The organism is Motilimonas cestriensis (assembly GCF_021295315.1).
Taxonomy (GTDB): domain Bacteria; phylum Pseudomonadota; class Gammaproteobacteria; order Enterobacterales; family CBDFNC01; genus Motilimonas; species Motilimonas cestriensis.
In genome coordinates this window covers 34,767-49,973 of sequence record NZ_JAIMJA010000022.1, presented here as the reverse complement: position 1 = coordinate 49,973, position 15,207 = coordinate 34,767, and the positions used below count along the sequence as shown (strand labels likewise).

General features: G+C 43.3%; 9 protein-coding genes and 1 pseudogene. 4 read left to right on the top strand and 6 right to left on the bottom strand.

Annotation, left to right across the window (positions count from 1 at the left end):
* The first annotated feature begins 10 nt into the window (after positions 1-10).
* Together K6Y31_RS17875 and putP are read left to right on the top strand one after the other, a co-directional pair.
* The gene (locus tag K6Y31_RS17875; RefSeq protein WP_233054285.1) at positions 11-715 is read left to right on the top strand and encodes a hypothetical protein; all 705 of its coding nucleotides are present in this window, start codon (positions 11-13) and stop codon (positions 713-715) included.
* Positions 716-854: 139 nt separating this feature from the next.
* Positions 855-2,345, top strand: coding sequence for a sodium/proline symporter PutP (putP, locus tag K6Y31_RS17870; protein ID WP_233054284.1), 1,491 nt, complete (start codon positions 855-857; stop codon positions 2,343-2,345).
* Positions 2,346-2,420: 75 nt separating this feature from the next.
* On the opposite strand, the gene K6Y31_RS17865 is transcribed toward putP, so the two are convergent.
* The 6 genes and pseudogenes from K6Y31_RS17865 to K6Y31_RS22460 all read right to left on the bottom strand — a co-directional run bounded on the left by K6Y31_RS17865 (position 2,421) and on the right by K6Y31_RS22460 (position 13,927).
* Positions 2,421-3,767: an erythromycin esterase family protein gene (locus K6Y31_RS17865; RefSeq protein ID WP_233054283.1), complete on the bottom strand. Its 1,347-nt coding sequence runs from the start codon at positions 3,765-3,767 to the stop codon at positions 2,421-2,423.
* A gap of 202 nt (positions 3,768-3,969) precedes the next feature.
* Positions 3,970-4,641, bottom strand: a pseudogene (locus K6Y31_RS17860) (FMN-binding glutamate synthase family protein); the annotation flags it as partial.
* A 144-nt stretch (positions 4,642-4,785) separates the two neighbouring features.
* Complete coding sequence (locus tag K6Y31_RS17855; RefSeq protein WP_233054282.1) at positions 4,786-6,933, bottom strand: EAL domain-containing protein; 2,148 nt, start codon at positions 6,931-6,933, stop codon at positions 4,786-4,788.
* Between the two features lie 359 nt (positions 6,934-7,292).
* Positions 7,293-10,688, bottom strand: a complete 3,396-nt coding sequence (locus tag K6Y31_RS17850; RefSeq protein ID WP_233054281.1) for a response regulator — start codon at positions 10,686-10,688, stop codon at positions 7,293-7,295.
* A gap of 360 nt (positions 10,689-11,048) precedes the next feature.
* Positions 11,049-12,266, bottom strand: coding sequence for a glucose-1-phosphate adenylyltransferase (gene glgC, locus K6Y31_RS17845; protein WP_233054280.1), 1,218 nt, complete (start codon positions 12,264-12,266; stop codon positions 11,049-11,051).
* A 176-nt stretch (positions 12,267-12,442) separates the two neighbouring features.
* Positions 12,443-13,927: an NAD(P)H-hydrate dehydratase gene (locus K6Y31_RS22460; RefSeq protein WP_233054279.1), complete on the bottom strand. Its 1,485-nt coding sequence runs from the start codon at positions 13,925-13,927 to the stop codon at positions 12,443-12,445.
* 151 nt (positions 13,928-14,078) lie between these two features.
* Here K6Y31_RS22460 and K6Y31_RS17835 point away from each other — a divergent pair, with 151 nt between their 5' ends.
* Positions 14,079-14,477 (top strand): SpoIIAA family protein, encoded by a 399-nt coding sequence (locus K6Y31_RS17835; RefSeq protein WP_233054278.1) that lies wholly within the window; start codon positions 14,079-14,081, stop codon positions 14,475-14,477.
* 16 nt (positions 14,478-14,493) lie between these two features.
* Complete coding sequence (locus tag K6Y31_RS17830; RefSeq protein ID WP_233054277.1) at positions 14,494-15,105, top strand: arylesterase; 612 nt, start codon at positions 14,494-14,496, stop codon at positions 15,103-15,105.
* Positions 15,106-15,207 lie beyond the last annotated feature (102 nt).

Here is a 15,207-nt window from a genome sequence, read left to right as displayed (position 1 = left end):
GAGCAATATCATGATCAATCACGTGACACGTTTTACCGATGCCCAGCAAGCTTGGGAGCAATGGAATTTAGCCCCATTTGACCATAAGTTGTCGCAACTACAGGCTTTTAGTGCAGCTTTACAGCAAGGTAACGCAACCTTGGCTAAGGTTTGTCAATTTCACCTTGAACAAGGTAAAAAATGGTTAGCCCAGCCTCATCGCTTAATCGGCCCAACGGGTGAAACCAATGAGCTATATACCGCTGGGCGCGGTGTTGCCCTGCTCATTTTAGACAATACCGACCATTACCAGCAAGCTCAGCAAAGTATGATGGCGATGCTCAGTGCTACCCTGTTGGCTGGCAATGCTGTACTGCTATGCAGTGACGATATTACATTTAATAACGCTGTTAACAATGCCATGCAGCAAGCTCAATTACCTGCGCATTTACTGCACATTATCGCTTTCGACGCCTATCCGGTTTTACTAGGTTGTGATATTCGCAGTGCGGGTTACATAGGATCATCACAGGTTGAATTAAGCCTCAACTTGCAACTGGCTAAGCGCGACGGTGTTATCGTCGGCTTAGTATCCGAAACGGATCTGCCAGCGATGTCCCTCGCTCACGATCCACTCTTGGCGCTACGCTTTATTACTGAGCGCACGCGCACTATCAACATAACCGCGGTGGGCGGCAATGCAACCTTGCTTGAGCTTGGTAGCGCTGCCCACTAGTTTTCTTGGTTACTCGGGCGTAATTAAACTGCCTGAGTAAATGCCCAAGTATGATTTTTAAAACAGAGGTTTACACCAAGCTGTTTGAAATTGAGTTCTTGGGGCACGGAAAGCAACTAACCATAATGAGGACTATCGAATGATAGAAAATAGTTTTGCAATCACGGCAACCTTTATCGCCTACCTGATAATGATGCTAGCCATAGGTGCAATAGCCTATATGCGCACATCAAACTCAAGTGATTACTTCTTAGGCGGCCGCAGTTTAGGCCCTTGGCCTGCCGCGCTCTCTGCTGGTGCGTCTGACATGAGTGGCTGGCTGTTATTGGGCTTACCCGGTTACGCCTATGCCGCCGGTGTTGAAGCATTTTGGCTAGCAGGTGGTCTGTTACTCGGCACATGGGCTAACTGGCTGGTGAATGCCAAGCGCTTGCGCACTTACAGTATTACGACTGACTCAATCACGTTGCCCGATTTCTTTTCGCGTCGCTTTAATGATACATCGAAGCTGATTCAAACCATTTCTGCTTTTTTCATATTGCTGTTTTTCTTGTTCTACACCAGTTCAGGCTTAGTAGCAGGTGGGAAATTGTTTGAAACCGTTTTCGGTTTAGATTACAGCATTGCCGTCATTATTGGCACGGCTTGCGTGGTGTCCTATACCTTGTTTGGTGGCTTTTTAGCCGTATCTTGGACCGATTTAGTGCAAGGCTTGTTGATGTCAGCAGCACTACTTATTGTCCCCATTGCTGCATTAGATGGGGGCTTTGGCCAACTATCCAATGACTTGTCCGCCATCAATCCAGAATTGCTCACTTTGTGGAATGACGTCAAAGGCGAACCTCTCAGTGCCATTGCTATCATCTCTTTGGCAGCTTGGGGCTTAGGTTATTTTGGTCAACCGCATATTTTGGCGCGTTTCCAAGCCACCCGCACTAACAAAGATCTTGTTGTGGCACGTCGTATTGCGGTGATTTGGACAGCCCTTTCAATGACTGGTGCGATGCTCGTGGGACTAGTGGGCTTGGTGTATGTTAATTCAGGCACCATTGAGCTAGCTGATGGCGAAAAAATATTCATGATACTGGTTAACGCCATGTTCCATCCGGTGATTGCAGGCATTTTACTCGCCGCAATTTTAGCGGCCATCATGAGTACCGCGGATTCACAATTACTGGTTTCTTCTTCTGCATTGGCTGAAGACTTTTACAAACAAGTGGTTAAACAAAATGCGTCTACTGAAGAGATTGTTAAAGTTGGCCGCTTCGCGGTGATCCTTATCTCTTTAATTGCACTGGCTTTAGCCATGTCTCCCGATAGTTCAGTATTAGGTTTAGTCTCTTATGCTTGGGCAGGTTTTGGCGCGGCATTTGGTCCTGCACTGGTGTTAAGTTTGTACTGGCGTCGCATGAACCGTAATGGTGCGTTGGCAGGGATCATCATTGGCGGGGTAACGATCGTGATATGGAAACAACTTACTGGTGGTTGGTTTGACGTATACGAGATTGTTCCTGGGGTTATCTTTTCAACACTGGCCATTATTGGCGTAAGTTTAGCCACTGCTGAGCCTAACGAAGTGGTTAAAGCGCAACATGCCGATTTTGAGAAAAAACTGGTTGAATTTGAATAAAAAACGCATTTAATTTAACCCAAAGCGGCGCCCTGTTGGGCGCTTCTTTATTGCTTTACCTCGCTGTGTCCCACTTCAGTAACGAGAAACAGTTGCTTCTTCTACTGGAATAAAGAGCATGCCATCCATGATCTCCGCAGGTGTAACATATTGCGCAGCCCCACCGTGAAAAGCTAATTTAAACTTGCCAGAAAATATCAGGTTTGAACTGTTCGTTTCATTGAAGTCTATGAACGCATTGGGGATCCCTGCAGAGCCTAGCAAATAGTTGACCGTGTCTTTATCACGACTTATAGCAAATGCATCCTCTGCCCAAGTTTCATATTGCGGAACGTAAGGCGCATACATGCCGCCATTATCTATCACGCCCATTACATAACTAGTCAATTCAGGTTGCTGTTTTACCAGTGCTTGCGGCACCGTGTGCTCAACTTTAGTAATATGAATATTGTGCGACCAGATAGCAGTCTGTCCGCGAGTCTTAAACCAGACATCTCGAAGCCAACGTAAGTTATCTGCAGAGCGAACATCAGCCTTAGCATAATCTAAATCATTGACCTGCATTTGGGCGTGCCCTTGCATACCTTTAACGACTTGCAGCCAAAAACTGGCATATTGGCGAAAATTTCTTGGTGTTGTCGGATCATACTCCGGGATGACTTCCAGTTTAGCTTGTTGTTCAAGTACCTTTTCAAGGGCGACTAGGGCAGACATGAGTTGTTGATGTAAAGCTTGATTATGGTTGTAGGTCACATCCGGGTTGTGCCATGAGCACATCATCACTGGTGCGATAGTATAAATGTCCATGATACTTTCTACTGATAAGTTATTAGCAACTAAATAACGATCAAGCTCCTGTAACATGATACTGGTGGTTTCCCCATCTTTAACTACGCACGCGGGATCACTATTTATCCTCGAATCAAACCCAGCCAAAATCAACGGTGCATTAACTTGGTCAAGATCGTTAATATAATCAATGATTTGCGATACGCCTTTACTGTGACGTTGCATATACATGAAATTTGCATGAGGCCCTGTAATAGCTTCTATTAATGGTTGTTTACCCTTTAAGTATTGCTCCCAAGCCACCAGCCCATCATAAAAACCGGCTTCAAATACAATAAGGTCTAGCTTTCCTTCTTGATGCAGCCCTTTTAAAATGCGACTTTTAATAAAATGCAATACAGAGCCATTGTGAGAAGGCTCACCCAAGCTCACTAAGTCATAATCTTTAACGCGATTAATAATAGGCATTATATCGGCATTGTCTGAACTCATTTGCGTGCTGGTAATTTCGGTGTACATCAGATCGGCACTCGCCGCAGCGATATCCACGTTACTGTTACCGCCACCGCCACCGCCACCGCCACAAGCAGCTAACAATACAGCACAACTTAACAACGTTAGTTTATGTTTCATACCTCATTCCCTTGATAAATAATTTACAAGGCAATCATCGCGCTTTAATCAGAACAAAACCGTGATAAAAATGTGGTTATTGAGATAAAAATATTAAAATCATATACTTAATTTATTCATCACAATGGAGGGGCAAAGCAAACTAACATTCAAATAGAAAGCCTAAGGCGGTTGCCGTAGGCTAGTATTTTTTGGGAGCTTATCACTTTTCAAAACCAGAATACTTAATACCCGACAGTAATGACATGTTACGATCCCAAGTAGCCAGATCATGTTGGTTAAACTTACTAAGCGCATCATGGCCGCATGCACGAGACATCACTTGCATTAGGGCCACTGAGGCATCGAAGAAGTTTTTTAGTTGGCTTGATGCTGTTTCAACATTCAGCCTTTGTCGTAAGTCTGCTTTTTGCGTAGCAATGCCCGCTGGGCAATTATTAGTATTACAAATTCGGGCAGCCACACAGCCAATGGATTGCATGGCACTATTAGCGATGGCCACCCCATCCGCCCCCAATGCCATGGCTTTGACAAAATCCATCGGCACCCGTAAACCACCCGTGATAATGAGCGTCACACGACCGCTCGCGCCTTGCTGGTCTAAATATCGACGCGCCCTCGCTAAAGCCGGGATCGTCGGCACACTAATATGATCGCGAAACATTGCTGGCGCCGCACCCGTGCCGCCACCGCGACCATCTAAAATGATATAGTCGGCACTGGCATCCAATGCAAATTGAATGTCTTCTTCGATATGGTTAGCACTTAACTTAAAGCCAATCGGAATACCGCCCGTTAGTTCACGAACCCGGTTGGCAAATTGCTTAAAATCGGCAGCAGTATGCAGATTTTTGAAGGTTGGCGGCGAGACTGCCGATAAACAGCGCAACAAAATCAAGAGTGTGCTCTGGGAGAATAATCGAGTTCTGCTTCCTATCTCGTCAGACGGTCGTCGTCGACCAACTAAAAGCATCGGGTTGGAGAGTTTGTATTATCTATCGGACTAAATTCACCAAGCCTACCGATCGACTTTCAGATACTTTATATACTCTTCAAGCGGTAATGGTTTGCTGAAGTAAAAACCCTGAATCAGATCGACATTGTTTTCTGTTAAAAAAGTAACTTGTTCCGGTGATTCTGCGCCCTCCGCTACAATAGTGAGGCCTAAATTATTACCGAGACTGATAATGGTTTTAACAATAGCATCCCCATTATCAATACCAATTACTTGGACAAAAGAACGGTCGACTTTGATGGTATGAATTGGAAGTAGGCGGAGGTAACTCAAAGATGAGTAGCCAGTACCGAAATCATCAATGGCTATCTTAACCCCTAACTCACTAATTGCATTCAAAATTGATATTGTTTGAACCGAATTTACCATCATAATGCTTTCAGTGATTTCAAGTTCTAGGCACTCAGGCGCTAATTTAGATTTCTTTAATACATTGCTGATTATGTCTATTAAATCCTTATGCATAAGCTGTCGCATAGACAAATTAATAGCGATAGTGTGCCGCTCGTTAACATACCCTTTGTCTTGCCATTCTTTCAGCATCTTCGTTCCTTGTTCAAGGACCCACGTACCAATAGGATGGATAAGTCCCATCTCTTCCGCTTTTGGAATAAACACATCTGGTGAAAGAAAGCCTTCTGAAGGACTGGCCCATCTTATCAGAGCCTCAGTTCCTAATACTTGGTGAGTCTTGGCGTGGACTTTAGGTTGAAAATACAATTGAAATTCATTTTTTTTGACCGCAATCCTAAGGGCATTTTCCAGTGCTAGTTCACTAGCCACTTCATTTTGCATCTCATCCGTAAAGAACTGATAGGCATTTTTCCCTGCTTGTTTAGCTTTGTACATGGCCATGTCAGCACAACGTAATAATGGATCGGCAGAAATAGCGGACATTGGGCAAACTGCTATCCCAATACTCGCGCTCAGATGAATTTCGTGGCCAAATAGGTGAAAAGGCCGTTTAAGTTCCTCTAGGATTTTATCGGCGATCTGTGCAACACTTATACCACTGCTAATATTCTCGACAATAACAGCAAACTCGTCTCCACCAATACGGCATAAAGTGTCGCCATCGCGCAGACATGCTGATAGTCTTTTGGATGATTCCTTCAATACATGATCACCCGTTTCGTGACCCAACGTGTCATTAATCTGTTTAAATCTATCGAGATCAATAAATAAAAGAGCAATACTTTGTTTCTGTCTGAGACTGTTTGAAATGGTTTTGCTCAGTTGCCGACTGAATGAATATCGATTATATAAACCCGTTAATGTATCAATTTGAGCCAACCTGACTAACTCCTCCTCCGTTTTTTGTCTTGCTGTAATGTCCATAAACGCAATTACGAACCCAAGTACATTGTCAGTGTTTGCGCTCTGGATTGGCGTTGCCAGATACTCGACTGGAAAAGGTATTTTGCTTTTTTTAAAGAAAACCTCGATGTGCGCGTGAAAGCTATTTCCCTGCATACATGACTTGTAAATTTCACTGTCTTCCCATCCAATTAACAGATTATCGGTATTAGAATGGCAGGCAACCTCGACAAAATTTAATTTCTCCAGCTCCGGTTCTGAATACTCCAGCATTACCTGTGCCGCAGGATTAGAAAACGACACTTCTCCAACTTTGTTCAGCCCTATAATGCCTTCACCAACTGATTTCAGAATCAGTTCATTCCGTTTTCTGAGTTGATCAATGACCGATAAATTCTGTTTAATTTTTATCCTTTGTGTCTCTAACTCGACAAAAACGCTGATTTTCCCCGCGAGTTTATTTGGACTAACCGGCTTAAACAGGTAATCTACTGCGCCAGTTTCATACCCCTTCTTTTCGAATTCTTCAGATCTATCCAAGGCCGTTATAAATATGATTGGTGTGGCCATGTTGTCTTCATTTACCCTTATGATTTCGGCCGTTTCATAGCCATCCATATCCGGCATCATGACATCAAGTAGAATTACCGCGAAATGATGCCTCAACGTCAAGGCCACCGCATCTTTGCCGGAACTGGCATTGAATATCTGTGCATTCAGGTGATTTAGTACAGCGCCGAACGCCCGATGATTTTCAGGAATATCATCGACAACAAGTATCTTAGGGGGAACGTTTAACTGTGCGTCATGGTGAGCTGATGAGTGAGTTGCCATAGTAATATCTCATACTTAATTAACAATTAGCGACGATTCGGCTGCTTTACGGAACGCGTTGCTGGAGCTTTCGATACGGTTAAAATACATTTTAGATACTGAATAATCGATATTGTCTGGCTTCCAATATCAGTAACCTTCAGGATCCAAGGTGTCAAAAAACCAAACCTCTTTTACTTTAAGCTTCCTATTAAAATAATTAGAACATTTTTGCTGACAATTAAATCGTTACTGCTTTTAAATCTATTCATAACAAAGCTGCTGTGTAAAAAATACTATCCCGTTATTTTTTACAATGATGTTTATGATAGTCTCAACGTCGTTCAAACTTTGTATATCTAAAATGCCCATGGTTTCCCCTATCGAAAACACCAAAGTTTTAACATTGCCAGCAGATTATGGATTTCTACGGGTTTAGACATGTAATCATTAGCTCCGGCTTCTATGCACTTTTCGCGATCAGCTGCCATCGCTTTCGCAGTAAGTGCAATGATCGGAATATTGTCTGATACCTTAGAACGAATTTCGATCATCGCCTCATAGCCATCCATAACGGGCATCATTATGTCCATAAGTACAACGTCTATATTGTTATCTTCCAATAACTTAACTATAGCCAGTTTACCGTTGTCCGCTAATGATACGTTCATCCCTTGCTTTCTCAGTATTTTACTGATGGCATAAACATTACGAATATCATCATCAACAATTAATATACTTATACCTGCTAGGTCCGTATTGGAAGAGCTAGCAGGGGTCTGATTAGTCGGCTGTTTTTGGGGCTCCTTCGGTACGCTATGGCTGACAAGAAAATTCTCGATTTCTGTTGGTAGATTATCGGGATCGAACTCATAGCTTAACCCGACATACTGACTAAACTCAGACAGTCTGTTGTACTCTGTCTGACTTTCGTCGGAGGTATACAGAATAAGTGGTGGAGAATTTGATATTTTACCACTTGCGATATTATCGAGAACGCTAGCCCCATTTGAAGTGCTTTCTCCAACATTTAAAATGCAGAAATCGGCTGCTGAGTTATTTAAAGCTTCCAATGCATTCGATTCACTTTCAGCTAATACCAGCTCGAAACCGTTCTCCTTTAGTTCCGATTCCAATGCCTCAGTTTTAAAGCCGCTGTCATTGACGATAAGGGCTGTCTTCAACCGTTTTTTAAGAATACTTTGAAATCTGGAAAGAGTCGGGAGTAGAGACTGTGATGCATCTTCGTTTTGAAAGATTTCAATAGCGCATTTCTTAAATGTTTCGGATTTTCCCGGCCCGCTGGAGAAAATATGTATTGGAAGCGAAATCGTTTTTGGCGCGGCTTTTATTGCAACCAGAAATTCTAATCCATCCATTTCCGACACGTTTAAATCAAGCACAACGGCACTGGGCAAATTTTCATTTATCAACGAAATAGCCTGATTTCCAGTTTGTGTGACTTTAGTGTCGAACCCTAATTTTTTGATATCGGTGGAAATCACGTCCGCGAGTGATTGGTCAGACTCAACAATCAACACATACGGATTATCTGGCTGTTTTTCAGTAGCTAGACTCGTAGATAGAACCTCACTGCTTTCACTATAGGGAGAGGTGGAGTTTACTTGTTGACTTTGAGTAGCCTTAGAAATCAGGTTGCTGGATTGAACTTTGCAAGGTAAATGGCACTGGAACTCACTACCTTGACCGACTGAGCTTTTAACGTCTATTGAACCCCCGAGTAACGTTGCCAGTTCCTTAGATATCGCCAGCCCAAGGCCGGTGCCAGAATAGTTTCTGGCAGTCGAGCCATCAATTTGTTGGAAGGTTTGAAATATCAAAGACTGGTTTTTTGGATCAATGCCGATACCAGTATCTTTAACAGAAAATGTGACACAAAATCCGTTTAACGCGTTTAAATACGATCGGTTTACGCTTAACTCGATTTCTCCTTCAACCGTAAATTTGAATGCATTAGAGAGAAAATTCCTCAATATTTGCTCTAGCCGCTTGACGTCAGTATGAATCGTGACATCTCGGAGGTTTCCCATACTAATTTTAAAGGCTAAATTCTTTTCTTTTGCGATTGCTTTAAATTGAGTTTCTAAGCCAGTTATCAAACGCTCCAAATCCACATTTTCCGGAGATATCGTCATTTTACCAGCTTCAATTTTCGATAAATCCAGAATGTCATTAATAAGATTCAAAAGAGACTTACCACCGCTGTGTATAATTTTTAAATCTTCAATTTGCTCTGCGTTTAAATTTTTATGGTAATCCATCATCATCGTTTCAGACAGCAGGAGTAAGCTGTTCAACGGCGTCCTGAGCTCATGCGACATATTGGCAAGAAATTCAGACTTGTACTTACTTGCCGTTGCTAATTGATCTGCCTTCTTCTGTAATTCTTCTGTGGCCAATTCTACTTCTGATCTTTGTTTCTCCAGATCTATTGTTTTTGATTTAAGTTCACTATTCGATGCTTCTAACATGTCTCTTTGTAGGGTAAGTTCCTCTTCAGACTGTTTCAAAGCTTGAGCTTGTTCTTCTAGAGTCTGATTAGCAGACTCTAATTCATCTTGCTGTAATTGCAGTTTCGACGATGTTTGTTGGGCTTCAATAAGCAGCTGATGCATGACCTCCTGATCTTGAGCTGAGTTTATGGAAACCGCTATTGACTCACTTACAATGCCTAAGAAGGAAAGATGACTTTCCTCAAAGCCAGTGAATGAACCCAGTTCAATCACGCCTTTTACTTCGTTTTGGTATACAAGTGGTTGAACGATGATGTTACCCGGCGCAGATTCACCTAAACCACTGTTAATAGAAATATAATCACTGGGAACATCGGTGAGTAAGATTGTCTTTTTTTCTTTCATTGCCTGGCCAACGATACCTTCGCCAGGCTTAAATGTAGTGTTGAGGTTTTTTCGCTTTATGAAAGCGTAGCTGGCCGCTAAGGAAGAAATACCTTTTTCGGTCACATACAGGACCCCAACTTGGGCATTTAGATAGTTGGCAATAAATTCAATGGCATTGTCTGCCATTTGTGAAATCGATAAACCGCCCCTTAGGTTCAGTGACAACTCCGCAATTCCATTTTTCAACCACTTGTCTTTCTGGTTCTCCTCATTAAACTGCTTTAGATTATTGATCATTTGATTAATGGGGGCTTCCAGTACATCGGAATCGTCCTGTTTGGCGTATACAGTACTGAAGTTTCCCTCGGCAGCGGCCCGGATAACCCGCGTTGTTTCGTTTACAATCTGACTTGTAATTTCGCCTTGTTTTCGAATGGTATCCAAGCTTTGTAATGAGTAGACATGCATAACGATATTGCAGTCGAGTTGAATCAATTTGCTGATTGCGTTCAATAAGTCGATGCACTTTGTCAGGTTTTTTGTCGACTTCTGAGCAACCGTAGAGAACCAACAATGGGCGAAATTCATACCGGCTAAATAGGCCGTTACCGGTAAATTTATTCTTGCGTGTACGTTGCCGACCGTGACGCGTTGTTTAACATACTGTTCGTCAACACAACCTTCGAGAAATCGCTTCCAGTAATCACTTTGTAACGTTTTAACAGCACTTGGAACGCCACTCGAAAAGTACTGGTCGTACCAAGACTGGTTTTCCAGCCAAATATAAAAGTCTTTGATGAGTATCGCTACATCAGCTTTCCCTAGGAGACCGAACTCTTTTATTAATGACAGATCTTCTTCGGTAATTTGAAATTGTTTGAGCAACTGTTCTGACGTAATTTCCTCTTCTCGCATACGTTATGCCTTTATGTTTATTCAAATTTTAGTGGCTAAAACACATAGCAAAACATCATAAATTGACTATGAAGAGACCAGTTTTGAGTGTAGTTCATTTTTACAAGGTTACACAATTTGAAGTGTGTCATTTGAATGTATTCAAGGCGTTTGATTCTGAGTAAAATGCACTTGCGACAAACCGGAAGAATCAGGTTACTAAAGGGCACCGCTATAAAGTCCGCCGAGCGCTGCGCGTGATTTGCAGCGCGTAAAACAAGGAACACAGAAGGAAATGACGAGTCCTTTTCAAAGTGCTTAAGGCTGTGTTTCGCGCAGCCCTAGATGAGGAAGCTCAGATTATGTCTGAGCTAGTACATATCAGTCAAACTGATAACTCTCTGGTACCACCACCACGCCTTTTTCTGAAATGTGGAAGCGCTTGGCATCCTCTCCTTTATTAATGCCAATTTGCGTATTAGCCGGGATCACGACATGCTTGTCGATAATACAATTCGCAAGCTGACACCCCTTACCTACTCGCACCCCATCAAATAGAATACTGTCTACTATGGTTGCACCATCATTGATCCTAACGTTAGTTGAAATAACCGAGCGTTGCACTGAGGCGCCTGAATTAATAACGCCATTGGCGATGATCGAGTTAATAAAAATACCTTCATTACCCGTATCAGAAGAAACCGTTCGCGCCGGCGGGAACTGCACTTCATAAGTGCGCACTGGCCAGTCGGATTGATATAAGTTCAATGGCGGCACCGGCTCAAGTAAATCCATATTGGCGTCATAGAATGAATCTATGGTTCCGACATCACGCCAGTAACAATCTTTGGCGACCCTGCCTTTATCATTACCAAATTGATAAGCATAAACACTTTCTCGATCAATCAGTTTTGGAATGATATCTTTGCCAAAATCATGGCTAGAATCATGATTCTCTGCATCTTCAATCAAAGCTTGAGTTAACGTGCTGATGTTAAAAATATAAACTCCCATTGATGCAAGGCTACGATCGGGATCGTTGGGCATGGCCGGTGGATTGCTAGGTTTCTCAACAAATGACACGATGCGCTGCTGGTTATCTATCGCCATCACGCCAAACTCTTTTGCTTCTTCTTTTGCAACCTCCATACAGGCAATGGTCAACTCTGCGTTATTCGCTTTGTGCTCTTCAAGCATCGGCGCGTAATCCATTCGGTAGATATGATCGCCAGAGAGCACCACCACATACTTAGCACCACTGCGTGAAAGCAACCACAAGTTATGATAAATGGCATCGGCTGTGCCTTCGTACCATTTTCCACCTTTACGCATTTGCGGCGGGACCACGGTGATATATTCACCTAACTCAGGGTTAAAAATCGACCAAGCATCGCGTAAGTGTTTTTGCAGTGAATGCGACTTGTATTGCGTCAGCACTAATATTCGGCGCAAACCAGAATGCAGACAGTTAGTCAGAGTAAAATCAATAATCCGGTATTTGCCGCCAAATGGCACAGCGGGTTTTGCACGATCATCGGTCAACGGGCTTAATCTTGACCCCATCCCACCAGCTAAAACCACGGTTAGTGTATCTTGCATCTGTTCTCTCCCAAATATAGTGCAGCTGTATTTATCTATATTGAGGAATAGAGCAAGATTTAAGCCAACGTAATAAGCATTGATTTATATAGGATTATCAATTGCAATAGCCTAGGCTGCACCAGTATAAGGAGCTTACTTTTGTGTTTTGCGCAATTGATGTGCAACGGACACAATTAAGCTTTGTATTGGTATTTAAGCTTAGCAATGATATCACTTGCGAGCACCACTCGCTGCGTGTTGGCAAGGATTGCACCTAGGCTGGCATGCCAGTTTACGCCGCAAATAGCTGCATCAAACGCTGATAAGCCTTGCGCCATTAATGCCCCGATCACCCCTGCCAAACAATCCCCCATACCTGCAGTGGCCATGGCTGGCGTACCCGTATGACAAAATATGAGCCTTTCCCCCTCACACACCAATGTACCGGCGCCTTTAAGTACCACCACGGTTTGAAACTTTACACTTAAAGCCAATGCCGCTGCAGCTCTGTCTTGTTGCACGCAATCAATAGACCAGCCCAATAAATCAGCTGCTTCCCCCTCATGGGGCGTCAACACACAATTGCCAGCATTAAATTGGGGCACTCTAGCGATATATCTGAGTGCGTCAGCATCAAGCACGCCGCGCCACGGTGCTAAATGATGATCGGGACAGATAAATTGTTTCATCACTTGGTCGGCGTGTAAATCACGCCCTAGACCGGGACCGACTACCCAGATTGATTGTCTATCATGAAAGTCGATATGATCGAGCAGCATAATTTCTGGGCTATGCGATACGCTGGCAGCAAAATAACGAGGGTCGCAGTGTAAATACACTCTACCTGCTCCGGCATTCAGAGCTGCTTGAGTCGCGATTAGCGCGGCACCAGCCATGTTCTGATGGCCACCGACGACTCTAACCTCACCATGTTTACTCTTGTGGGTGTTGCCAAAACGATTAGGCAGTGCGACGTCGGTATTTCTGAACCACGACCCGTTAGAGGCTATACCTAAGTTATCGAGGGACAATTGACCAGAATAAGCAGGGCCATCCCCCGTGAGCAAACCGGGTTTCCAAGCAATGAAACTATGAGTGGCGCGGGCATTAACAGCAACAGGCATGGCTTGGCCCGTATCAGCATGTAAACCACTGGGTACATCAACCGAATAAATAGTCGAAAATTGACTATTTATATGCTGTATCAAGGCGATACATTCAGCGCTCAACGGATTTGATAAACCGCTGCCAAACAAGGCGTCAATAACCACCACTTCTGAACCAGATTCTGGAATAGATTGTCGAGTGTGATTTAAGACTGCAGGCAACTCAGATAACACCACTCCGCCAGCTTGGTGAAAACTTTGCGCCGCACGCTCGGCATCAACCCCTATCTTAGGAGCTCCAAGGGGCGCAACAAGACAAACGTTTATGCCTGCGTCTAATAGTAGCTTACCAATATAATAGCCATCACCACCGTTATTACCGCGACCAACCACAATGACCACCTCAAGCAAGGGGTTAGGTCGATCACCTTGGCGCAAGCAGGGGAAAAAGTGACGCACAAAGCTTTCGCTAGCGCGCACCATTAACGGCCAAGTCTGCCCACCATGTTGGTTTGCCCATGCGTGTTCTGCTTGTCTCACCGCAAACGCACTGAGCACTGGGTCATTATTCACCGTCACCTCCCTCTATGTATTGTTGCTTAGTATAGTTACTAAGCAAAGCATCGAGCGAAAAACATCACAAATACACCAATCCCTCATCACAACACCCATTGCTCAAAGCACACTATGCTTTACATGACATCATTTATAAAACGAGGTTCACATGAACAACAAAAATACTCAAAAGCATGGTCTAGCCATTGGGATTGATCGTATCGACCAACAAATATTCATGACTTTAACTGCCACCGGTAAATTAACTCACCAAGATTATGAGTTAATCACTCCGATGCTAGAGGCGGCAATCAAACAAGTTCCCCAAGCCGACGTAAAAGTACTTGCCGATATCAGCCAATTTCAGGGCTGGGAGCTAAGAGCGGCGTGGGACGATTTTAAGCTTGGCCTAAAACATGGTGCGCAATTTAGTAAGATAGCCATTGTTGGCCATAAAGATTGGCAAGACTTGGCTGCTAAGGTTGGAAGCTGGTTTATTTCAGGAGATATTAAAACATTTCATGATGAGCAGGCTGCGTTATTATGGCTGCATGATAAAACAGAGTAATTAAACGGAAACCTAAATGAGAACTTTACCACTGCGTGTTTGGTACTTTTTAATCCTTGGTTTTTGCTGTCTTATTACAGCATGCTCTGATAGCAGCCAAAAAATTAAATTGACACAAGATAGCCTGATTGTTGCTTTCGGTGATAGCTTAACTCAAGGTATCGGCGCCAGTCCCACTGAAAGTTATCCAAGTATACTCAGCCAGCAACTTGGTGTATCCGTCATTAATAAGGGCGTTTCAGGTGAAACCAGCGCGCAGGGGTTAGCGCGTTTAGAAGCCATACTTAATGAGACCGCACCCGATTTAGTGATTCTTTGTTATGGTGGTAACGATTTACTGCGTAAATTGCCCCTGTCCGAATTAGAACGAAACCTAGAACAAATGATCAACCTGATCAAGTCATACCATGCTGAAGTTATCTTGGTTGGCGTACCCAAACCGGCAATCTTTTTATCGTCCGTTCCTTTGTACGAAGAATTAGCCGAGCGCCACCAATTGGTTGCTGAGTTAAATGTGTTAAGTGACTTACTGGACCAAAAAACAATGAAATCCGACGCTGTTCATTTAAATAGCAAGGGCTATCAAGCGTTTGCATCCGCACTGGCAAAGAAAATAGATATTCAGTAATACGTATATTTTTTATCGCCAAAACGTTCGGTTTTGGCTTAATTCATCACCTTCACCAAATTACCACAAAACATTAACTAAACTGACTTATCTAGATAAGCC

Bases quoted from the DNA above. Each gene is read 5' to 3' on its own strand.
- glgC (WP_233054280.1), bottom strand. From the start codon at position 12,266: ATGCAAGATACACTAACCGTGGTTTTAGCTGGTGGGATGGGGTCAAGA.
- K6Y31_RS17835 (WP_233054278.1), top strand. From the start codon at position 14,079: ATGAACAACAAAAATACTCAAAAGCATGGTCTAGCCATTGGGATTGAT.
- K6Y31_RS17850 (WP_233054281.1), bottom strand. From the start codon at position 10,688: ATGCGAGAAGAGGAAATTACGTCAGAACAGTTGCTCAAACAATTTCAA.
- K6Y31_RS17830 (WP_233054277.1), top strand. From the start codon at position 14,494: ATGAGAACTTTACCACTGCGTGTTTGGTACTTTTTAATCCTTGGTTTT.
- K6Y31_RS17855 (WP_233054282.1), bottom strand. From the start codon at position 6,933: ATGGCAACTCACTCATCAGCTCACCATGACGCACAGTTAAACGTTCCC.
- K6Y31_RS17875 (WP_233054285.1), top strand. From the start codon at position 11: ATGATCAATCACGTGACACGTTTTACCGATGCCCAGCAAGCTTGGGAG.
- K6Y31_RS17865 (WP_233054283.1), bottom strand. From the start codon at position 3,767: ATGAAACATAAACTAACGTTGTTAAGTTGTGCTGTATTGTTAGCTGCT.
- putP (WP_233054284.1), top strand. From the start codon at position 855: ATGATAGAAAATAGTTTTGCAATCACGGCAACCTTTATCGCCTACCTG.